The 21,831-nt window shown below is 47.4% G+C and carries 20 protein-coding genes; 6 read left to right on the top strand and 14 right to left on the bottom strand.

All coding sequences use genetic code 11. The features are described from left to right. Positions 1–12 precede the first annotated feature (12 nt). Positions 13–2,103: a glutamine synthetase III family protein gene (locus NXH67_RS08530; RefSeq protein ID WP_022777548.1), complete on the bottom strand. Its 2,091-nt coding sequence runs from the start codon at positions 2,101–2,103 to the stop codon at positions 13–15. A gap of 104 nt (positions 2,104–2,207) precedes the next feature. Continuing rightward, positions 2,208–3,917 carry an asparagine synthase B gene (gene asnB, locus NXH67_RS08525; protein WP_272797103.1) on the bottom strand — a complete coding sequence of 570 codons (1,710 nt, stop codon included), beginning with the start codon at positions 3,915–3,917 and terminating at the stop codon, positions 2,208–2,210. Between the two features lie 282 nt (positions 3,918–4,199). On the opposite strand from asnB, the gene NXH67_RS08520 reads away from it, so the two are divergent. The 3 genes from NXH67_RS08520 (at position 4,200) to NXH67_RS08510 (ending at position 7,669) form a co-directional block, all read left to right on the top strand. Continuing rightward, positions 4,200–5,531, top strand: a complete 1,332-nt coding sequence (locus NXH67_RS08520) for an MFS transporter (RefSeq protein ID WP_272797102.1) — start codon at positions 4,200–4,202, stop codon at positions 5,529–5,531. 256 nt (positions 5,532–5,787) lie between these two features. Then, complete coding sequence (gene glnA / locus NXH67_RS08515; protein WP_272797101.1) at positions 5,788–7,095, top strand: type I glutamate--ammonia ligase; 1,308 nt, start codon at positions 5,788–5,790, stop codon at positions 7,093–7,095. Between the two features lie 28 nt (positions 7,096–7,123). Next, entirely contained in the window at positions 7,124–7,669 is a 546-nt protein-coding gene (locus NXH67_RS08510) for an ANTAR domain-containing response regulator (RefSeq protein WP_022777544.1), read from the top strand. 40 nt (positions 7,670–7,709) lie between these two features. On the opposite strand, the gene NXH67_RS08505 is transcribed toward NXH67_RS08510, so the two are convergent. After that, positions 7,710–8,765: a hypothetical protein gene (locus NXH67_RS08505; protein ID WP_272797100.1), complete on the bottom strand. Its 1,056-nt coding sequence runs from the start codon at positions 8,763–8,765 to the stop codon at positions 7,710–7,712. 382 nt (positions 8,766–9,147) lie between these two features. Further along, on the bottom strand, positions 9,148–9,405 hold the full coding sequence (locus NXH67_RS08500; RefSeq protein ID WP_022777541.1) for a hypothetical protein: 258 nt from the start codon (positions 9,403–9,405) through the stop codon (positions 9,148–9,150). A 479-nt stretch (positions 9,406–9,884) separates the two neighbouring features. Here NXH67_RS08500 and NXH67_RS08495 point away from each other — a divergent pair, with 479 nt between their 5' ends. After that, a complete protein-coding gene (locus tag NXH67_RS08495; RefSeq protein WP_272797099.1) occupies positions 9,885–10,334 on the top strand; it encodes an Hsp20/alpha crystallin family protein in 450 nt (149 codons plus the stop codon). Positions 10,335–10,596: 262 nt separating this feature from the next. Then, complete coding sequence (locus tag NXH67_RS08490) at positions 10,597–10,809, top strand: hypothetical protein (RefSeq protein ID WP_272797098.1); 213 nt, start codon at positions 10,597–10,599, stop codon at positions 10,807–10,809. A 78-nt stretch (positions 10,810–10,887) separates the two neighbouring features. Here NXH67_RS08490 and NXH67_RS08485 read toward each other — a convergent pair whose 3' ends face one another. The 4 genes from NXH67_RS08485 to NXH67_RS08470 form a co-directional block, all read right to left on the bottom strand. After that, positions 10,888–11,502, bottom strand: coding sequence for a thymidine kinase (locus NXH67_RS08485; protein ID WP_022777539.1), 615 nt, complete (start codon positions 11,500–11,502; stop codon positions 10,888–10,890). 43 nt (positions 11,503–11,545) lie between these two features. Continuing rightward, positions 11,546–12,256 carry a mechanosensitive ion channel family protein gene (locus NXH67_RS08480; protein WP_196804938.1) on the bottom strand — a complete coding sequence of 237 codons (711 nt, stop codon included), beginning with the start codon at positions 12,254–12,256 and terminating at the stop codon, positions 11,546–11,548. A gap of 130 nt (positions 12,257–12,386) precedes the next feature. Beyond that, entirely contained in the window at positions 12,387–12,602 is a 216-nt protein-coding gene (locus NXH67_RS08475) for a hypothetical protein (RefSeq protein WP_022777537.1), read from the bottom strand. Between the two features lie 137 nt (positions 12,603–12,739). Beyond that, on the bottom strand, positions 12,740–13,777 hold the full coding sequence (locus NXH67_RS08470) for a M42 family metallopeptidase (RefSeq protein ID WP_272797097.1): 1,038 nt from the start codon (positions 13,775–13,777) through the stop codon (positions 12,740–12,742). 127 nt (positions 13,778–13,904) lie between these two features. Here NXH67_RS08470 and NXH67_RS08465 point away from each other — a divergent pair, with 127 nt between their 5' ends. Further along, a complete protein-coding gene (locus NXH67_RS08465) occupies positions 13,905–14,069 on the top strand; it encodes a hypothetical protein (protein WP_022777535.1) in 165 nt (54 codons plus the stop codon). A 38-nt stretch (positions 14,070–14,107) separates the two neighbouring features. Here the strand turns inward: NXH67_RS08465 and NXH67_RS08460 are convergent, their stop codons facing one another. The 6 genes from NXH67_RS08460 to NXH67_RS08435 form a co-directional block, all read right to left on the bottom strand. After that, positions 14,108–16,324 (bottom strand): AAA family ATPase, encoded by a 2,217-nt coding sequence (locus tag NXH67_RS08460; RefSeq protein WP_022777534.1) that lies wholly within the window; start codon positions 16,322–16,324, stop codon positions 14,108–14,110. Between the two features lies 1 nt (position 16,325). Next, positions 16,326–16,625: an ATP-dependent Clp protease adaptor ClpS gene (locus NXH67_RS08455; protein WP_022777533.1), complete on the bottom strand. Its 300-nt coding sequence runs from the start codon at positions 16,623–16,625 to the stop codon at positions 16,326–16,328. A gap of 252 nt (positions 16,626–16,877) precedes the next feature. Further along, positions 16,878–18,665, bottom strand: a complete 1,788-nt coding sequence (locus tag NXH67_RS08450; protein ID WP_272797096.1) for a sugar ABC transporter substrate-binding protein — start codon at positions 18,663–18,665, stop codon at positions 16,878–16,880. Between the two features lie 154 nt (positions 18,666–18,819). Beyond that, the gene (locus NXH67_RS08445; protein WP_272797095.1) at positions 18,820–19,746 is read right to left on the bottom strand and encodes a carbohydrate ABC transporter permease; all 927 of its coding nucleotides are present in this window, start codon (positions 19,744–19,746) and stop codon (positions 18,820–18,822) included. Between the two features lie 48 nt (positions 19,747–19,794). After that, positions 19,795–20,703: an ABC transporter permease subunit gene (locus tag NXH67_RS08440; protein WP_022777530.1), complete on the bottom strand. Its 909-nt coding sequence runs from the start codon at positions 20,701–20,703 to the stop codon at positions 19,795–19,797. 25 nt (positions 20,704–20,728) lie between these two features. Next, complete coding sequence (locus NXH67_RS08435) at positions 20,729–21,796, bottom strand: LacI family DNA-binding transcriptional regulator (RefSeq protein ID WP_272797094.1); 1,068 nt, start codon at positions 21,794–21,796, stop codon at positions 20,729–20,731. Positions 21,797–21,831: the final 35 nt, after the last annotated feature.

Here is a 21,831-nt window from a genome sequence, read left to right as displayed (position 1 = left end):
CAATAAACTTTATTACTCAGAGAACAACAGATCTGAGTATACAGGGAATGGCCAATACTGCTCATCCACAAGAAGCTCTAACGCATCAGCTGACTTTCTTGCTGCGTCCATATCTGCAATGATTGTCTTGTGATAGTATGCAAGGGCCTTCCAAGGATCCTCGGGAACCTTGTCCATGTCCTTAGCAAGCTTCTGGCACTGCTTCATAAGAGCATCGGTGAGAACTGCAACCTCTTTTGAAGTATCTGTCTCGTAAGCTGTTACGCAGCCTGCTGCCTTGAGGGTTGCCATACGGTCGCAAAGCTCTGCGGCGTAGGATGATACTGCAGGAAGGATCTGTCTGCGGATCATATCCAGCATTGTGTTAGCCTCGATTGCGATCTTGGCATTGTAGGTCTCAGCATGGATAAGCGCTCTCGCCTCAACCTCACCCTTGGTGTAAACGCCGTTGCCCACATAGAGGTCAACTGCCTTCTTGTCGTTGTAGTGAGGAAGCGCATCAGCTGTTGATATAAGGTTTGAAAGCCCGCGCTTCTTAGCCTCTGTAACCCATGATGCATCATATCCGTTTCCGTTGAAGATGATTCTTCTGTGATCTGTAAAAGTCTTCTTGATGAGCTTCTGAAGATCTTCCTGGAAGTTCTTGGACTTCTCAAGCTTATCCGCGAACTGCTTGAGCTCCTCAGCCATGATAGTGTTCAGGGCGATGTTGGGACCTGAGATTGACTGGGATGAACCAAGCATACGGAACTCAAACTTATTGCCGGTGAAGGCCATGGGTGATGTTCTGTTTCTGTCTGTGTTGTCCTGAGGAATTGAAGGAAGTACGTCAATTCCGATCTGGATCTTTTTCTTGCCACCATCCTTGTAGGGCTTGCCTTCGATGATTGATTCAACCACCGCTTCAAGCTCATCACCAAGGAAAATAGAAATAATTGCAGGCGGTGCTTCCTGCGCGCCGAGTCTGTGATCGTTTCCTGCGGATGCAACTGTGCATCTTAAGGTATCCTGATATTCATCCACACCTTTTACAAAGGCAGCCAGGAAAAGAAGGAACTGTGCGTTCTGGCTTGGTGTGCTGCCGGGTTTAAGAAGGTTCTTACCTGTATCTGTTCCGATGGACCAGTTGTCGTGCTTACCGGAGCCGTTAACTCCTGCAAAAGGCTTCTCATGAAGGAGGCAAACGAAGTTATGTCTGTCTGCAACTTTTTTCATGATGTCCATTGCAATCTGGTTGGAATCGGAAGCTGTGTTGGCATCTGAGTAAACAGGCGCCATCTCGTGCTGTGCGGGAGCAACCTCGTTGTGCTTGGTCTTTGACAGAACGCCAAGCTTCCAGAGCTCGTTGTCGAGATCCTCCATGTAAGCTGCAACCCTGGGCTTGATAGCTCCGAAGTAGTGATCCTCAAGCTCCTGCCCCTTGGGAGGCTTGTTTCCGAAAAGAGTTCTTCCTGTCATGATCAGGTCTTCACGCTGCTTGTAAAGAGCCTTGTCCACAAGGAAATACTCCTGCTCGGGACCGCACTGTGCTGTGACACGCTTGGTCTCTGTGTCTCCGAAGAGCCTTAAGATTCTGATTGACTGCTTGCTTACAGCGTCCATAGAACGAAGGAGCGGAGTCTTTTTATCAAGGGCCTCACCTGAATAGGAAAGGAAAATTGTAGGGATGTAAAGTGAATTATCTTTTACGAAGGCAAAAGCTGTGGGATCCCAAGCTGTATAGCCTCTTGCCTCGAAGGTAGCACGAAGGCCGCCTGAAGGGAAGCTTGATGCATCGGGCTCACCTCTTACCAGCTCTTTGCCGGAGAAGTCCATCATGATCTTGCCGCCGCCAACAGGATCGATGAAGCTGTCGTGCTTCTCGGCTGTAACTCCTGTCATGGGCTGGAACCAGTGTGTATAGTGTGTTGCGCCCTTCTCGATTGCCCACTGCTTCATGGATTCCGCAATCTCATTTGCAGTTGTGAGCTCAAGTGGTGTACCGTCTGTGATACATTTCTTCCACTCCTTGAAGGAAGCGGATGAAAGGCGCTCTTTCATTGTTTCCTCGTTAAAAACATAGCTGCCAAACAATTCTGGTAAATGTGTTGCTTCTGTTTTCATATTTTTCTCCTCCGTATTTTATTAAAACAGGGACCGTCTTCACCCGGCACCCATTTTTGTACCGGTGAAAACAGTCCCCATTGACTGATACTATTTTATTTAATTCATACTGCCTTGGTTAACTGGCTCTTTTCTTCAACTGCCTCAAGCTGTGCACCTGAATCGCCGTAGTTGGAAAGAACTCTGGCGGAAGGATCGTTGACATTGCAGCCCTCCCACTCTTTGTTGGGCATCCAGAAATCCTTGATCATCGGTGCCTGTCCGGGATAGAACTCCTCGAAGATCTCTCTGTAGAGAAGACTTTCCTTGGTAAACGGTGTGCAGTAGTCATATCTCTTTCTTCTTGTCTCGAACTCCTCATCGGTGTACTTGGCTTCTGCGAAGGCCTTCAGGTCGTCTACCATGCTGTGTCCTACGGCATCGGAAAAAGCTGCTTTTTGTCTCCAGAGGATGTTCTCCGGAAGAAGATTATCTTTTTCAAAGGCATGTCTCAGCAGATATTTGCCCATGTCGTACTTATTCATCTTAATCTCCGGATCGATGCTCATTACATATTTGACAAAAGAAACATCTCCGAAGGGAACTCTTGCTTCAAGGCTGTTGGCGCTTATGCATCTGTCGGCGCGAAGCACATCGTACATGTAGAGCTCATCAACTCTCTTTTTTGCCTCCTGCTGGAAAGCCTCGGCATCCGGTGCAAAGTCGGTGTACTTGTAACCAAAGAGCTCATCTGAGATCTCGCCGGTCATGAGAACTCTCACATCTGTGGTCTCATGGATGGCCTTGCAGCAAAGGTACATGCCCATGCTGGCTCTTATCGTTGTTATATCCCAGGTTCCAAGAAGCTTAATTACATTAGGAAGTTCTCTGATAACCTCATCCGGTGTCATGAAGACTTCGGTGTGATCGCTTCCTATGAAATCTGCAACCTCTTTTGCATACTTAAGATCGATGGCGTCCTTCTCCATTCCGATGGCGAAGGTTCGAATTCTTTTGGCCTTTTGTCCGGTCTTTCTGGCCTCAATATCAAGAAGTCTCTGGCTGATGGCACATACAAGGCTGGAATCAAGTCCGCCTGATAAAAGAAATCCCAGAGGAGCGTCTGCGTCCATTCTGTCCTTGACCGACTTCATGAATCTCTCTCTGATGCCCTTGCAGGCTGTCTCCACATCTGAGGTTGAGTACAACGACTCTCTATCCTTGGGCTCGAAGTCTGCATCTCTCCAGTAGAGCGTTGACTTAAGCTCTGTCAGTTCCTCGAACTTGTGGAAGTGGCCCCTCAGGTAATAATGTCCGGGCGGGAAAGGCTTTATTTCTTTGCACAGGCCTTCAAGGTTGCAGGCCTCTGAAGCAAACATTATCGCTCCGCTCTTATCATGTCCGTAAAAGAGAGGTCTGATTCCCATGGGATCGCGGCCTGCGATAAGTGTCTCCTTCTCGCTGTCGTATAGGATAACCGCGAATTCCGACCCCAGCATCGGGAACATTTTTGTTCCGTGTTCCTTATAAAGAGGAAGGATAACTTCACAGTCAGAATCGCTTATGAAGCTGTAGCCCTTCTCCTGAAGTTCTTTTTTCATCTGGCGGAAGCCGTAGATCTCGCCGTTACATACGGCTATGTTTCCATCCAGCTCAAATGGCTGCATTCCCTCGGGATGAAGTCCCATGATCGCCAGCCTGTGGAATCCCAGGTAACCGATGGGGGTCTCAATGAGCTTGGACATATCCGGTCCTCTCGGGATGGTTCTGTCGAAGTAAGGCTTAAGTTCTTCTTGTGAAATTGTCTTGGAAGTGGTTCCTAATATTGAACACATATTTACCTCCTGAATTGTACAGCCTGTATACAATCTCTATAAACTGAAAAAGCGCTGACAGAATGCTCGTTTCGAGCCTTCCGTCAACGCCATTGTCGACTTAATTTGTATTCCTGTATACAATTTATGTTTTACATATTATTCCTGTTGTGAATCTCTGTCAACCTCTTTTTATTGATTTTTTTTATCCAAAATTGGGGTCAGACCCCAATCACAATTTGGACACATTTATCCTTTCATATAGTATGATATATGTATGAATAGTATTGGGAGGGGATTCCGATGAGTAAAAACGTAAGCAGGAACACGCTTGGATTCTGGTCGCTGGTATGGCTCCTTGGCCTTGCCGGGCAGCTGTGCTGGAATATGGAAAATCAGTGGTTTAACACCTTCGTATATGCCAAGATTGCCAAAGATCCGACGATAATCTCATGGATGCTGGCGATTTCCGCAACGGCAACCACAATCTCAACATTTCTTTTTGGCTGCGTTTCTGACAGAAAGGGAAACAGAAAAAGCCTCGTAGCCATCGGCTATATCCTGTGGGGTGTGTTTACCATCCTCTTCGGAACCACTCAGTTCCTGAAACACAAAAGCGGTGACGAAGCTGCTCTTATCGGCGTTGCTTTTGCTGTAATCGCTGCCGACGCCATCATGAGCTTCTTTGGTTCAATGGGAAATGATATAGGTTTTAACGCCTGGATCAACGACCACATGAATGAAAAAAATTCCGGATCCCTCGGAGCTGCGTTGGCTGTCCAGCCTGTGATCGGCACCATCGCAGGAACTGTCCTGGGCGGATTCCTTGTAGGCTCCGACGATAATTACATGAGACTCTTTGTCGTTATAGGACTGCTTGTTATCGCACTTGGCCTGATTTCTCTTTTTGGCATGAAAGACTCCGTGAGCCTTAGGCCATCCAAAAAAGGTTCTTTCGCAAATCAGTTCATTTCCATATTTAATCTAAAAGAGTACCTTCAGCACCGTGAACTAGTCTTCGTCAACCTGATGCTGGCGGTGTACTTCATATCCTTCAACGTTTATTTTTCACACCTTGGTAATTTCATGATCTACTATCTGGGCTTCACCGCAGAAATGATGGGCCTTATCGAGGGTGTAGGCCTTCTTCTTGCCATGTTCACCACAATCCCTGCCATCAAACTTATCCGCGACGACAGGTCCTCTCTTCTGATCCTGGTGGCAATCCTTCTTAATTCAGTTGGCCTTTTTATCATCGGGCTTTTCGTATCACCGTCAAATGTTAATCCGTCCACTATCTGGAATCCGCACCTTCTGGCCGGAGTGCTGTTTGTGGGCATCGGCTATATTCTTTTCCTGCAAACCATCACTGTATGGTCCAAGCGCCTGTACCCTGAGGATGCAAGAGGACAGTTCGAAGGGATACGCATCATCTTCTACGTGCTGATTCCAATGGTTGTTGCGCCTCTTATCTCCAATCCGATCATCAAGACCAGCGGCGAATTCGTGGATGAATACGGCTTCACGGAGTACCTGCCAACAAATACGCTGTTTCTTGCCGGCGTGTTTATTCTTCTGATGACGCTGATTCCGCTGGTTCTGGCTAACAGAGAGCATATCAACGCAGCAGAGTGAATTTCCCTATGGCACTGTGCCGGCAGATTTTCTTTGCAGGTCCGCTTGTCCGCAATGTGTTTGGATTCTTTGTAAAAAAATTTTCCAAGAAGGTCTGAACATTGACATTTGCAGGCAAACTGTATAGTATGTAAAAAGAATATGAGCGAATAGGCAAGGGCGCCGAAGCAGAACTAACTGTTCTTGTTTCTGCGTCCTTTTTTTCAAAATTATCAACACAACATCAATGTTCAAATAAATTCCCACGGAGGTAAAAATGAGCAAGTACACAAAAGAGGATATCTACCGCATCGTCGAGGAGGAAGACGTGGCTTTTATCAGGTTGCAGTTTTGCGACATTTTCGGTGTTCCGAAGAACATTGCGATTGCTGCAAGCCAGCTTGAGAGCGCCCTTAACAACGAGTGCATGTTTGACGGTGTCTTTGTCGAAGGCTTCACCAGAAGCGATGAGAGCGACATGTATCTCTACCCGGATCTCGACAGCTTTGACATCTATCCCTGGCGTCCCCAGTCCGGCAAAGTAGCCAGAATGTTCTGCAACGTGTATACATCAGACGGCAAGCCTTTCCTTGGTGATTCCAGAAACATCCTTAGGATCGTAACGGAGAAGGCCAAAAAGATGGGCATCAACTTCAAAGTTAATCCCGAGCCGGAGTTTTTCCTTTTTGACTATGACGATGACGGCCAGCCTACCACCAAGACTCATGAGAAGGCCAGCTACTTTGACGTAGCTCCTGCAGATCAGGGCGAAAACGTAAGACGTGATATCATTCTTAATCTTGAGGAAATGGGTTTTGACATCTCATCCTCTCATCACGAGATTGCCCCTGCGCAGCATGAGATTGATTTCAAAGAGACCGAGGCGGAAAAGAGCGCAGATATGGTCATGACTTTCCGAATGGCCGTTAAGACTATCGCCAAGAAGCATGGCCTTTATGCCACCTTTATGCCTAAGCCCGCAGAGGGTATCAGCGGCTCAGGAATGCATCTCAATATCATTGCAGAAGACAATGCCGGCAATAATCTTTTTATAAAAGACGGTACTTCAGAACTCTCCGATACAGCTCTTTCCTTTATCGCAGGTGTTCTGGCCCACGTCAAAGGCATGACTTTGGTTACCAACCCCATTGTCAACTCCTACAAGCGTCTGGTTCCGGGATTTGACGCCCCGGTAAATGTATCCTGGTCCTCAGCATCATCCAACAGAGGTGCTCTCATCAGGATTCCTGCAAGGCGCGCCGGCGGTACCAAGATTGAGATCAGAAACCCCGATGCCACCTGCAATCCTTACCTTGCCCTGGCCCTTATTCTGGCCGCTGGTATGGAAGGCATTGAGAAAAAAATGACTCCTCCACCGGAGCTGTCCGCTCAGAAGAACGAGCCCGACACACTCCCTCTGACCCTGGGAGAAGCCATCCGCGCTTACTCTGAGGATCCTTTTGTAAAAGAGATTCTGGGTGATCCCATCTATACCAAGTTCCTTGAGGCCAAAAAGGCTGAGTGGAAGGATTTCCGCACTTGCGTAACCCAGTGGGAAATAAATAAATACCTTAATATTTTCTAAACAGTAAATTAGTCAGGGGCGCTATTTAGTGAACATTATCGTTGCTTTTGCCAAACAGGCAGACGTTATGAATTTCAAAAGCATATTGAGCCGTGGCGGATATGATTCCGTGAAAACCTGCACGTCAGGTGTACAGGCGCTGTCCGCCATGGAGGATCTTGGAAGCGGTGTCATTATATGTGGCTACCGCTTAAGTGACATGCTCTACTCCGAGCTTGCCGAGGATCTTCCCGGCTATTTTCAGATGCTGATGATAGCAGGTCCCGACAAGGCCCCTGACTTCACCTCCGATAATCTCGTATACTTACCCACACCGATCAAAAAATCAGACCTTTTTTCCACCCTTGAGCTGATGCTGGAGGGCGTTGCAAGAAAGCGCAAAAAGGCAAAAGAAAAGCGCCTTGCCCGCAGCGATGAGGACAAAAAGACCATCGCTGCAGCCAAGGAGATTCTCATGGACCGTCATCACATGACGGAGCCGGAAGCCCACAAATACCTCCAAAAATGCGCCATGGACTCCGGCACCAACATGTTAGAAACTGCAGAGATGATAATTTCCCTGCGTAATATTTGATTAAATATTAATTTGGGGTCAGACCCCAATCACAGAATGTTCACAAAGCGGCAAGATCGATTTGCTGGACGGTGCCGACGCCGCCGCTTTCCTTGAGGAAGAGGCCGCTGGAGCGGGTCATGGCGGATATGCCAAAATCCATGCCGCGGTGGGTGAATTCTGTGGAGGCGCTGCCGAGATAGATGGCGCCTACATCTGCTTCTTTCAGGGAAAGAAGTGAATCTGTTCCATCTTCATTTCTAAGCCATATGCTGAGCTTCTCGTAGATCTCATCATTTTCGTCAATCCAACCGTTATTGTCCTTGTCATAGACTGCAAGGTCCTTGAAGCCGTTGCCGCTTCTGGTGCCAAATAGTTCTGATCCGTCGCCGATTATACCGTCGCCGTTTTTGTCATAGGCAAGGAACCCGGAACCTGCACCGAGGCTGGCGATGTTGTCCTTGGTGCCGTCGCAGTCAAGGTCGAAGTAAAAATGCTGGTCGCTGATGCTGGTGATGTCGCTGCCCACATTGACAACGAGAGGATCGATAAATCCCACAGCCGAAGCAATATCCATCGACGCATATTCCATAAATCTGGAAGACATGGAAAAACTAACCCCGAAATCAATCACTCTCCCATCTTCGGTGAGGGCTGTTCCCTGTCCGCTGAAAGTGGTGGATTCCTCCTCGATATGGCTGGCTGTTATCTGTGTCACTTTCACAAAATTGTTATTTGTAAGCATCTGAGATGTCTGATCTATGAGACCTTTGTAGTGACTGCTTTGATCCTCTCCTCCAAGGAGCCGAAGGAGTTTCAGGATTTTATCAAGGAGCGTGGACCGCAGCTCTGCGATCTGTTTTTGCAAGCTGTCCTCCTGAGGCGTCAGATACTGGCTCTTTGCAGGCTTTAGGGCAGTATAATCCTCGCTCCTTACCATCTCTCCATCGCCCTCGGAGCCGGTCAGCTCCAGGGTATCGTAGCTCTTTTTTTCCTGCTCCTTCAGCGAGTCCAGAAAGCTATCTCTGGAAAGAACGCCGGTCTGAACCGACACAAGATTCTCCTCATAGTATTTATGAGAAGATACAAGATTTACATTACTTTGTGCAATCCTCATTAAGCCTCCTTTTTTTGGTAAAAAAGAGGACGCGAAAAGCTATGGGATGAGGCATAACATGCGCATCCTAGTGGAGGAGTTCACTTTTCCTGCTTGGGAGACAAAAGAAGTGAATCCCGCTAGCTACATATTATATCGGCAGGGGGACTTTGTACTTTACCCCGGAAGACAAAGACTAAATATTCTGACTTTTTATCGATAGGAGAACGGGGAAACCGGGAGAGGTGCGGGGAGGGGGACGGTGGAGGGGTGGTCTGCTGTGGACATTTATAAAGCTCATCAAACCGAGCATTACGATAAGCTCTAAGCGGCAATCACAAAAAAAGCCGGCTGACCTAAATCAACCGGCTGTAATTACATGTATTAAATTAGTGCCCGTATATTACTTAGCAGGAGCCCATGTGATTCCGTAAAGCTGTTCCATGAGCTTGCGAAGCTCGTCCTTCATGGAGTTGCAGGCGGAGGCTTCGTCAACGAAGTTCATTACTCCAATCTTCTCTTTTTTATCCTGGAAAAAGACCTGCCAGCCGCTCTCTGTCTTGTCGAGGCAGATTCTGTTCTTGTGATGTCCACCGATCTTGTAAAGCTTGGATGGTACAAGATGCTCTTTGAAATATTCCTTAAGTTCTCTGCTGTTCATAGGCCCCTCCTATATATGGATATGAAATCGGATTGACTAAAATAGTTTTCGAATTCATTTCATGTAGTTTTGATTACTACATATAATATATCACAGTACTACCTGTCTGACAAGCGGGTCCCTTTGGGAAATCACAGAAAAAACACATTTTGCTCAGGAACTTTAAGGTTATTTTTAAGTTACAGAATTAGTATAAATACATCGAGAGGAACACCCACACATTTCTTTCGATCCCACACAGATACTTTTTCATAGCACGGAAGACGCAGCCACCCACACGGCTGCGTCTTTTGTTTTACTCCCCCTGTTTATTGTATAACTCAAATATAGTTTATAAATTCTTTAGAAATTAATGTGTTGACATTTTGTGCTACTTGTTCTATAACATACTTGTAACAAGAAATTAGCAGCCAACTAACGAGAGTGCTAATTATTCAAAATTTACTATAGAAAAGGAGTGAGGACTTATGTTGATGCCTATGCTTTGGAGTAACAATGACGTATTCGATGAGATGGACAATTTCTTTAATGGAATGTTCGGTGAGGAGAGACCTTACAGGAACTGCAACAGGCAGTTTGACAATATGACCGGACTTATGAAGACCGATGTCATTGAGAAGGAGAACGGATATCAGCTGGAGGCTGAGCTCCCCGGATTCAATAAGGAAGATATCAAGATTGATCTTAAAGATGACGTTCTTACCATCAGCGCTTCTCACAATGAGAACAAGGATGAGAAGGATGAACAGGGCAAGTACATCCGCAGAGAGAGAAGAAGCTCTTCTTATCAGAGATCCTTCCGTGTAGAGGGACTTAAGCCTGAGGATATCATCGCTCAGTACAAGAACGGTGTCCTGACCGTCAGCCTTCCCAAGAAAGAAGCCGTAGAACAGAAGGACGAGCCCATCCGCATTGAAGTCAAGGATTAAAGTGTAATCCCCCTTAATTACGCCCAGGCCCAAGGTATCCGTTTGGAAATGCTTGTTGTCGTCTGCGGTGTGATTTTCTAAGACTCATAAAACAGCAAAGACCTCATTTCGACTCCGCTCAGAGCAATCGGCCTTTGCTGTTTTCTTCGTTTTGAAAATCATCATCCTCGACCAAGAACTGCACATTTCCAGCCGGATACCTTGGGCCTGTGGGCTTGATTTTAACTATGATGGTGTGGAATACCGTTTTCATTCCGGATCAATGTATGAAGCTAAAAATACTCTTCCTGATGGTAGAGAATTGGCATTTGGATTATACAGAAAAAGAGAATTTCTAAATAATGATAGCAGAGAGTATGATCTACTGGGAGAATACGCAAATATGGATGAGGTTCTTAATAGTACTGTGATTGGAGGAAGGCTTTTCAAAGATATTATAATGGATGATGAGACAGAATTACTAGGACAAGATTAGTTCACAATTGATAGTGGACCAGGGGGTACCTTATCTAAATGGCATTGGAACCGTCCCCTGGTCCACTTTTTGAATTCATCAATTTTCTTCAATATCTCTTTCCCTGTTGCCGGTAACTTCCCCAGACAGGAAATGCCTCCTGCACACAGAAACATAAGACTCGTTGCCGCCCATCATGATCTGCTCGCCGCTTCTGACGATCTTGCCGTCATGAACTCTGGCATTGAAATGGGCTCTTCTGCCGCACCAGCACACCGTTGGAACTTCCTCGATGTAGTTGGCGATCTCCATAAGACGCTTGGAGCCCGTAAACAAATGACTGGTAAAATCCGTGCGAAGCCCGTAGCAGATAACCGGAAGATCGTACTTATCCACAACCTCTGCCAATAGGTCCACCTGCTCCTCTGTCAGGAACTGAGCCTCATCCACGATAACGCAGTCAAGCTTCTTCCACCCGTCGGACTTTTTGGTAAACCATTCGTTCACCACTTCCTCAAGAAAATCCTCCACAAAAATGCACTCAGCACCCAGTCCGATCCTGGACTTAACCACTTTCTCGCCGTCTCTGTCCTCGGTCTTGGGCTTAAGAAGGATCGCGTTCTGCCCCTTCTCAAGATAATTGTAGCGCACCATCAGCGCATTCGCCGTCTTGGAACTCCCCATTGCTCCGTATCTGAAATACAGTTTTCCCATTACATACTTCCCCCAATTTATAATTATTTTTTAACGAAAAAAATCACTCTCTTCCCTGATAAACAACCAGCTTGTTATAAGGTATCTCGATTCCCGCCTCAGCAAACCTCTTCATAACCTCAACCCTGCAGTCTGAGCAGGTCACCGGGTTATCCTTGTAATCCCTGGTGGTAACCAGCGCCCTAAGCGTCACACCGCTGTCATCGCAGCTCCTGCACAGCACCGTAGGACGTGGTCCGTAGTGCATCGGATGAGAATCAATTGCCTCCGCCATAATTCCCATGGCCTTCTCCATATCTGTTCCATAAGCCACAGATACCTCGATGGGATAGGAAAAAGACCTCTCCTGAGTATAGTTAACAATAACCGAACTTCCCACAGTGGAGTTGGGAATGTACAGTGTCTCGTTCTGATAAGTCTTTACAACCGTATGTCTCAATGTGATATTTTCAACATATCCCGGGTCAAAAGAGTCGATCTTAACCCTGTCCCCGATGTCAAAAGGCCTTGACCTTGATGCAGACAACGCGATTCCGGAAAACACATTTGCCAGTGTGGACTGAGCTGCAAGACCCAGCACCACAGCAGCGATTCCCGATGAAGCTATCGCCGTCTCCCAGGTTTTGGAAAATGCGGGAATTCCGCTAAGGGCTGTCAGCGCTGCCACAACCCAGAAAAGAGCCATGATAATGCCCTTTAAGAAAATCAGATGAAGCTTACCGCGAAGCCTCTCCTTGCTAACAAACTTATTCATTAATAAATTAAGTATATACGCCACAAGAAAAGGCAGCACATACTTAAGAAATGCCTGTAAGGCGTCCCCTAAAACTTTTTTATCCAACTTCTCTCACTCCTGAAACTATATAATACTTCTGCCTCGGACATCAGTCCTCGTCATCCTCTTCATCGTCTCCCATTTCCTCAAAGGCGATCATGGAATCGATGATGTCCTCAAAATCCTCCCGAAGTTCCTCGAGAGTATCCCCTTCATAAGTATAAATTCGGCCGTCGATCACAACCTCCCCGGTGTAATAATCGCAGCTCTTATCATAACAAACGGTGCCCTCATAGCCCTCGTATTCAAGCTTCTGCTCTTCCATAAAAAACTCCTTTTTTAACACAAAAAAACTTGGCGCAAGCCATATCAAAGTATAGCATAACGCCAAGATTTTCGCCATAATCTCCATGGTCCCGGACCTGAATTCTCACCTTTTGCTGTATATCCGCCCCTACTAACTTACTTAGCTACATACTGCGCAAGAACCTTATAAGTATTATTCAGCGCATCAATATGTGTTCTCTCATATCCGTGGCTTGCTCTTGTGCCGGGGCCGATGGCACCATGACGGATATCGAAGCCTGCTACCAGTGCCGGATCAGCATCTGTTCCGTAGTGGGGTGTGAAGCTGTCGCGAACATAGTCAGCACCTGCCTTGGCTGCGGCGTCCTCCAGCTCGTTTCTCATATCGATATTGTAAGGAAAGCGGCTGTCCTGACAGAAAATGGTAACCTTCTTCTCGCTGCTGGTCTGCTCGGGTCCGATGCAGGCGATGTCAACGGCAAGGTAATCCTTAACATCCTCGGGCACTGTGGATCCGCCGTGTCCGATCTCTTCATAGAAGGAAATGTAGATATATACTTTTCTTCCCAGTTTGACCTTACCGTCCTTGATGTCATGAAGAAGCTCCATAAGAACTGCCACAAGAGCCTTGTCATCAATGAAATGTGACTTGATATATCCATTAGCCACTGTGAACCTGGGCTCTAAGGCAACATAGTCGCCAACCTCAATTCCAAGAGCCCTTACGTCCTCAGCGCTATTTACATCTTCATCCAATACTACAAAAGAATTGGTGTCAAAATCCGGAACCTCTTTCCTAAGCTCATCCTCAGTTACATGAACCGAAGCATTCTTTCTCTGAACACAGCCTGTGATGACCTTGCCTGAGCGGGTGTGAATGCGCACATTCTCACGCTCTGTGTGGAAAGCGTACAGTCCGCCAACCTTATACACCTTGATAGTTCCGTCTGAATTGATGTGGCGAACCATGAGTCCGATCGTATCGCCGTGAGCTGTCACCAAAAGAGGGTTGCCCTCACCGCCTGCTTCAACCATGATGCCGCCCTTATGCAAAGTCCAGGTCTTAAAGCCAAGTCCTTCTATTTCCTTAAGAAGATAATCCTGAAGCTCATGGTACTGCCCCGTAACAGAGTCAATAGCCATCTCAGCTTCAAGCTCCTTCAAAAATCTTTTCTCGTTAATTTCGTAACTCATTATCGTTTCCTTCTTTCTATAAAAATTTTAATTCAGTTTATTTAATAGTTTTTTAATTATTATTTCAACGCTACTGTGTTAATATAGTCCATGTGATGTTTGTGATTTCTATTGAGGGAGAGAAATTATGAAACAAAATCTTGTGATCTTTGCAATGGTGATCTTCATGATCGCTTTTGCAGCGTGGGGGGGAGGAAGTCAGGAACGTACTTCAGATCCCGAAGGCAAGGTTGCAACAGAGGCTTTCACAGTTGAAACTCAGTTGCCCCTTGTAGCGGCGGTTGGTGAATAAGCTACACCGCCTTTTTTTCTGCCCTTTTTCAGGAAATCTTATACCTTGATCACAAATTCCCCGTCCTTAACCGTCAGCGACAATTTCCCGCCGTCCTTAAGCTTTCCGAACAGCATCTCATCCACAAACAGAGGCTTGATCTCATTTCTCACAACTCTGTCTATCTCTCTTGCGCCGAACTCCTGGCTTACGCCCTTCTTTTTTACCAGCTCCTTAGCTTTTTTATCAGCGGAAAAAGAAATTTTCTTGGCCGCAAGCTGAGCCTTAAGTTCACCAAGTTTTTTGCCCACCACAAGACTTGCCATGTCATCGTCCATGCTGTTGAACACCACCACTTTGTTAAGGCGGTTCCTAAACTCAGGTTGGAAGGTGTGCTTCACCGCATCCATCAGCGTCGACGAATCCTGACTCTCGCTGTAAAAACCGATACCGCTCTTGCCAAGGCGATTGGCTCCCGCATTGGAAGTCATGATGATTATTACATTTCTGAAATCGGCTTTGCGGCCCTGATTATCGGTGAGGGTGGCATAGTCCATCACCTGCAAAAGAACGTTGTAAATATCCGCATGGGCCTTCTCAATCTCATCAAGAAGCAGCACTGCGGAAGGCGTCTTCCTGATGGCTTCCGTCAAAATACCGCCCTCTTCGTAGCCCACATATCCTGCGGGAGAGCCAATAAGCTTGGCGACGGAGTGCTTCTCACCGTATTCACTCATATCGAATCTGATCAGCTTCACACCAAGTTCCTGGGCAAGGGTCTTGGCAATCTCGGTCTTACCAACGCCTGTGGGTCCGACAAAAAGAAGACTTGCCAGAGGTTTGTTTTCCTCGATGAGGCCTGCCTTGGAGAACTTAACCGCATTGGTAACCTGACTGATTGCCTCGTCCTGGCCGAATACTTTGCCCTTAAGCCTCTGCTCCAGGGTTGCCAGGCCTGCTGTGTCATCCGTCTCCACGGTCTCGATGGGAACGCGGCAGATCTTGGTGAGGATCTCGTTAACAACATCCTTATCCACAGTCTGAACCTTCTGCTTCAGCGGATGGAGTTTTCTGTAGGATCCGGCTTCGTCTATGATATCAATTGCCTTGTCAGGCAGAAATCTTTCATTAATATATTTTGCACTCATGGAAACTGCATATTCCATAAGACCGCTTGCATATTTTACTCCGTGATACTTCTCGTATTTACTCTTAAGACCCTTCAAAATGGCAACTGTTTCCTGCTCTGTAGGTTCCTTGATCTCCACGTTCTGGAAGCGCCTTGTAAGGGACTTGTTTTTCTCAAAATATTTCTTATATTCCTCGAAGGTGGTAGCTCCGATGAAACGGATGCGTCCGTCAGACAGATAGGGCTTGAGCATGTTAGAAGCATCAAAAGAGCCCTCTCCCACAGCACCTGCCCCGGAGAGATTGTGAATCTCATCTATATAAATAATAGGCTTATCTTCCTTGCCGATCTCAGCAAGAACTTTTTTGAAGCGCTTCTCGAAGTCGCCTCTGTACTGGGTTCCGGCCAACATTCCGCCAAGGTCGAGAGCAAATACTCTGGCACCCTTAATGGCCTCGGGGACCTTGCCCTCGTTAAGAAGCTGTACCAGACCATAGGTTATGGCGGTCTTACCAACGCCGGTCTCTCCGATATGCAGGGGGTTGTTCTTGTCCTTTCTGCAAAGGATCTGAATGGTGCGCTCCAGCTCAATCTCTCTTCCGATCAGGGGATTGACGTCCGTCAGCGTGTCGTTGAGGCAGGGAGCATAGAGCTTCCATCTGTTGGCATAGTCATCCTTCTCATTAACGGCTTCCTCCGACTCCTCCCTACCATAGGCCCTGTTGTAGTCATCGGATACGGTGAGCTGCTCCAAGAGCTGTGGCTCCGTTATCTCCTGCAGCTCCATGTAGTAGGCCGCATAACAGTCCTCCAGGTTCCACATGGCATGGATCAGGTGCCTGATGCAAACCTCGCTGTTGCCGCTGCTGTAGGCGCTGTTGGTGGCAAAGCTCAGCATTTTGTTGGTTCCGACAGACAGTTGGGGATTGCCCCCGGGAACCCTCTCCACGTAGCTCTCAAGGTAGCCTTCAAGCGCATCCTTAAGCACCGCCGTATCGCCGCCGCACTCCTCGAAAGCCACCTTGAACTCCTCATTATCCAGGATAAAAAGGAGTATGGTCTCTGGAGTTACGAACTCAAACCCATTGTCGTGGGCATAGCTTATTGCTTTTTCAAATAGTATTCTTACGTCCTGTGAAAGATCCATATTATGCCTCTTCTACCGTCATTCTAAAGGGAAACCCCTGTTGTTTGGCTCTCTCAAGTGCCAGCGCAACCCTGCTGACCGCAATGTCATAGGGGTATTTGCCCACCGCTGCGTGACCCTTGTTGTGGACATTAAGCATTATGGCCTGGGCGCTCACCTTGTCCTTGTGAAAAATATCCATCAGCACCTCCACCACGAAGTCCATGGTGGTAAAATCGTCGTTATGCATTATCACATTAAACTGCTTTGGCTCCTTGATCCTACTGCTGGTGCGGGATCTGGTCTGACCTTTCGTCGCCATAGTTTAACTTCCTCCGGGAGATTTTATCTATAGTGTCAATTATACCATGATTTAAAGGGATAGGAGATGACAAGGGGACGGTTGTGAGTCAATGGGGACGGTTCTTGCTGACTCGCTCCGTGAGTCAGCAAGAACCGTCCCCATTGACTCACAATCCCCGAACATAGAAACACCCGCAACTTGGAGTAAGCTGCGGGTATTCCCATAATTTAGGTGGTTGATGAATAGAAAGGTTATTTAAGAGGATTAACCTTACTGAGCTGCTTTTCTAGCCTCGATCATAGGGCCATACTTCTCTGTATCGAAATTAACAAGATCTTCCCAGCCAAGTCCGTTGAGCTGCTCTGCCATAGCATCCCACTGTGCCTCGAAGTCTGCGTCATCCTTGGCAAATACCATTCTCCAGGAAGCATCCTTGATAACGTCACCGCACTGGCTGCGGATAAGGCTGATGTCTGTTGTGTCGATTGCAAGAGCGATGTTGATACTGGGAACTACTGTCATCATGTTGTTCTTCTTAAGGTACTCAACGTCGTCTGCTGCGCCGAACTTCTCTGACCATTCCTTAGTTGTCTTGGTCTGGTTCTTCTCGATGGTTGAAGACCACATATCAGTTCCATAAGGCTCATTTGTGTCAGGGTTAACATCGCAGCTTGCTACGATCCACTGGTTGATCTGGTTGTTACCATCGTTCCAGTTGCCGCCGCCCTGATCCTCAGGAACTGCTACTTCTGCTGAGAATCTGTTGAAGCCGTCTTCTGTAAGGACATACTTGCCGTTTTCTACTGTGTAGATAAGTCCCTCTGTGCCGCCATGCTGGATCTGAACTCCCTCAGGAGAAGCGTACCAGTCAAGGAACTCCATAAGTCTTGCAAAGTTCTCATCGCTAACCTGTGAACCTACGCAAAGTACACGACCATCGCCGAAGTATGTGTCGGAAGGCTGGTAAAGATTGGTATCTGCAACAGGGATCTCGATGTAGTTAACGCCCTCTTCACCCCTTGCAGGTGTGTTCCAGAATCCGTACTGCCAGCTGTACCAGTAGAGATAGATTCTCTTGTCCTGCATCTTGGAAACGATTGAGTTCCAATCCTGTGTAGCTGAGTCGGGATCTACAAGGCCCATCTGGTTAGCCTGATAGAAGAACTTGAGCATCTTGTAATATGCGCCTGCCTTGTCTGTAAGAGGTGCGATGGAGTTGTCTGTTCCGATCATAACGGAGCCGTTAACTTCCTGGCCGTACCACTTGGTGAGCTGAGCTACGTTCTCCATGAAATAGCTGTCCCAGTCCTTCCACATGCTGATAGCATAAGCCGGGTCGCCCTTGTCGTTTGTGGGATGAGCATCCTGGATAGCCTTGAGGCATGCAAGAAGGTCATCTGTGTTCTTAAGTTCGGGAGCTCCAACCTCGTTGTACATATCCCAGCCGATACGAGGATAGGTGTAAACATGAAGCTGTCTGTAATCTGTAGGTCCGTTATTGTTCATCTCAAGAGGAATAGCATAGATCTTGGTGCCGTCACCCATCATTGAGTTGAACTCTTTGATCTGCTTCTCATATTTCATAAGGTTTGGATAGTTGGCAAGTACGTCTGTAAGGTCATGGATAAGTCCTGACTCTACGCACTCCTGAGCATCTGCGTTATCGAGGATGATGAGGTCACCGAGAGCGCCTGCTGCGCAGCGTGTCTGATAAAGAGTCTGTCCGTCACCGGCTACCTGAGGAGCGATAATGTTAAGATCCATGTTGAACTTGTCCTTAACGATCTTGCCGTACCATCCGGACTGAACGCCCTGGAAGTTAGCTGCTACGTCGTAAAAGTCAACTGTGTATGTCTCGTCGTGACTTGCTGTGGGAGCTTCTGTTGCTGCAGCGGTCTCTGTTCCTGTGTCCGCTGTCTGTGTAGCTGTCTGTGTTTCTGTAGTGTTTCCACCGGTTGTCCCTGAGTTACCTGTTCCTGCATCGCTGCCGCAGCCTGCTATCATGGAAGCAGTCATAATGCCGGCAAGTGCAAGAGATGCCATTTTCTTAAACTTCATTTCATTTCCTCCTTTTTTTAACCTCTATTTCCGCCCCTTTAAGGGAGCATGCACATTTTTGAATACCTTCCATATTTCACAAGGAAGTTCTGTTCTCGCTTACGCTCGCCAGAACACGTTCGCACTAGGCTCGAAAAGACCTCACCAAGTGCTCTCAGCCCTTCACCGCACCGATCATGATACCCTTTACGAAGTACTTCTGGAAAATCGGGTACACCAGCATGATAGGCAGAACTACGATAACCGTAATGGTCATACGAACACTGGTGGTGGTCTGTGTTGTTGCTGCTGCAGCTGCCAGTGACTGGGTACTGCTGCTACTCTGGGCCAGGGATGCAAGTGAGCTGGCCTGGTTCAGATACTGATAGAGCACGAACTGCAATGGATACAGCTTGGTGTCAGTCATAAGAAGCAGTGTATCCTGGAAGGCGTTCCACTGGCTTACCGCTGAGAAAATAGCTACGGTTGCCATAATGGGCTTGATTACCGGAATGATGACCCTGAAGAATATGGTGAGGATCCCTGCACCGTCAATCTCTGCTGCTTCCTGAAGCTCCTTTGGCACCGACTCAACAAAGGTCTTGGTGAGGATCAGGTTAAAGGGTGATACAACAGCGGGAAGTATATATCCCCAGAAATTGTTGGTGAGGTGCATCTGCTTCATAACCAGGAACCATGGGATAATACCTGCGTTGAAGTACATGGTTGCTACGATCAGTCTGTACCAGAGCTTCCTGAGCCACATTTTTTCCTGAGTAAACATAAATCCCAGGAAGGCTGATGCGAAGACTGTCAGGGCAGTTCCGATCGTAGTCCTCATCAGTGAGATCTTGAAAGCATTCAGAAGTCCGTCGATCCTGAAGGCTGATGCATAATTGTGAAAATGTATCTGCTGCGGCCAGAACAGCACGTCGCCTCTGGCGCTGATATCATTGGCACTGATGGTGTTGATCAATATGTAATAGAAAGGGTACAGACAAAGGAATGCTGCAATGGAAAAGATAATGTAGCAGATTATCTCCATTGTCCTGTCTCCCGCGCTTACTTTTATCTTGCTCTTGTTCTCTTTTTCTCGACTCATAACCTACTCCCGACTTTTACTAAATGATCTACTTATTACGCCCCTGTATCAAAGGATGCTCTCACCTCTGATTGCCTTGGACGTTCCGTTTACAATGACCAAAAGTACCACGCTGACAAGGCTCTTCAGCATACTGATGGCAACTGATACGGAATAGCCGCCGGCGCCCATGGCCAGGTTGAATACGTAGAGGTCAAGAACCTGGATGTATTCCTTGTTAAATGCGTTCTGGAATACGTAATACTGCTCCATTCCGTTGTTGAGGAAGTTAGCGACATTAAGTACCAGGAGAACGAAATATGTGGGCAAAAGACTTGGTATGGTAATGTGTCTTATTATCTGCATTCTTGTGGCACCATCAACCCTGGCTGCCTCGATCATCTCTCCGTCGATGCTGGCAATTGCTGCGATATACATGATGGCTGCCCATCCAAGGTTTTTCCAGGTGAGCCAGAGCCACTGTACAAACCATACGTGCTCAGAGGACTGCAGGAAAAGAATGGGCTGGGTGATGACACCGTACTTCATAAGAAGGGAGTTCATCATACCTGTGCTGTTAAAAAGTGCAAAGGCGATGGAGTAAACCATAACCCAGCTGACGAAGTTGGGAAGTGTGGTTACTGTCTGGACAAACTTCCTGAACTTGACGCCTTTGATCTCATTGAGAAATACTGCGAATAGCATGGGAAGCCAGCTGGTTCCGATTGTGATTCCGCTCATGGCGAAGGTGTTCTTGAGAACCTGACCGATCTGTTTGATCTTGGTCTCACTGCTGACCAGAGATGCAAACCACTTAAAGCCTACAAAAGCACTGTTTGCCAATGTTTTGGGCGGTTTGTAATCGTAGAATGCGTACAGCCAGCCGTATAGCGGATAATAGCTGAACAGTAGAACCAAAATGATAAATGGTAATACAAGCAGAAACAGCTTGAATGAATAAGCTTTTTTCTTAGACACCGGTTACTCCTCCTGTTTTCCCCGTTTATTGCTTTTTTATTACAGATTTCCTTTTAACAAGCTTGCATGGAACCTTGATAACGACAGGATCCTTGGAGGGTTCCTCATCCCCATGAGAACCTTCCAGCTTTTTTAACATGAGCTCGGCTGAGATGCGGCCGATCTCGGTAAGGGGCAGCGCCGTGGTGGTGAGCTGCGGCCTGAAAAACTCGGATATTATCTCATTGTCAAAACCTGCAACGGATATGTCCCGTCCTATGACAATTCCCTGCTCCTCAAGATAATCGTAGATTCCGCCGGTCATCTTGTCGGAGATGCCAAAGATTGCGGTGACATCCCGTGGAACTATGGCTCTGGCTCCTTCGTAGCCTGACTCTCTTGTCCAGTCGCCGTAGTAAACAAGCTCCGGATCGTACAGCAGTCCGTTTTCAAAAAGAGCTCGTTGATAGCCCATGAGACGCTTGGCAGTGTGGATGTTCTCCATGCGGCCCCCTACGAAGCCTATCCGACGGTGCCCCAGACCGATGAGATAGGTGGTCATCTCGTAGGCGCTCTTCTCGTCGTCGATGACAACGGAAGGGACTCTGGCTGAATTGGAGTATGCGTAGCACATGACCACGGGAAGCTGAAAATCATCGTTGAAGGAACCGATGATTCTGGAATGCCCCGCCAGGTATATGACTCCGTCCACCTGCTCTGACAAAACATCCTGCACAACGGGATCGAGAACCGAGTGATACTCCTCTTCCTGGCCGTACCAGGTGTCCTTCCACCTGTCGTAGAGACGCAGGTTGTGGACTATGGCTCTGTAGCCGTCCTCCTCGCAGCGGGCCATGATGCTCTCGATTATGGTGGGAGAAGTGAACTGCTCAATGTCCTCTGCAATAATGGCGATGGTTCTGGTCTTCTTGTTGCGCAGTCCCTTGGCCATGTAATTAGGCTTGTAACCGGTCTCCTTGATGACCTGCAATATTCTGTTTTTGGTTTCCTCGCTGGTCTTGGCCTTGCCGTTAATTACGTTCGAAACAGTGGTAGCCGAGACATTGCAGATATCAGCGACCTCTTTGAGCGTCACCATCTCGTTTCCTCGCATAAATGTTTTGTTAATCGTTAAACTTGAGTTTATTA

It is taken from the genome of Butyrivibrio sp. DSM 10294, assembly GCF_028539135.1.
Classification (GTDB): Bacteria; Bacillota; Clostridia; order Lachnospirales; family Lachnospiraceae; genus Butyrivibrio.
The sequence above is the reverse complement of the archived record's forward strand: the minus strand, read 5'-3'. Positions and strand labels throughout refer to the sequence as shown.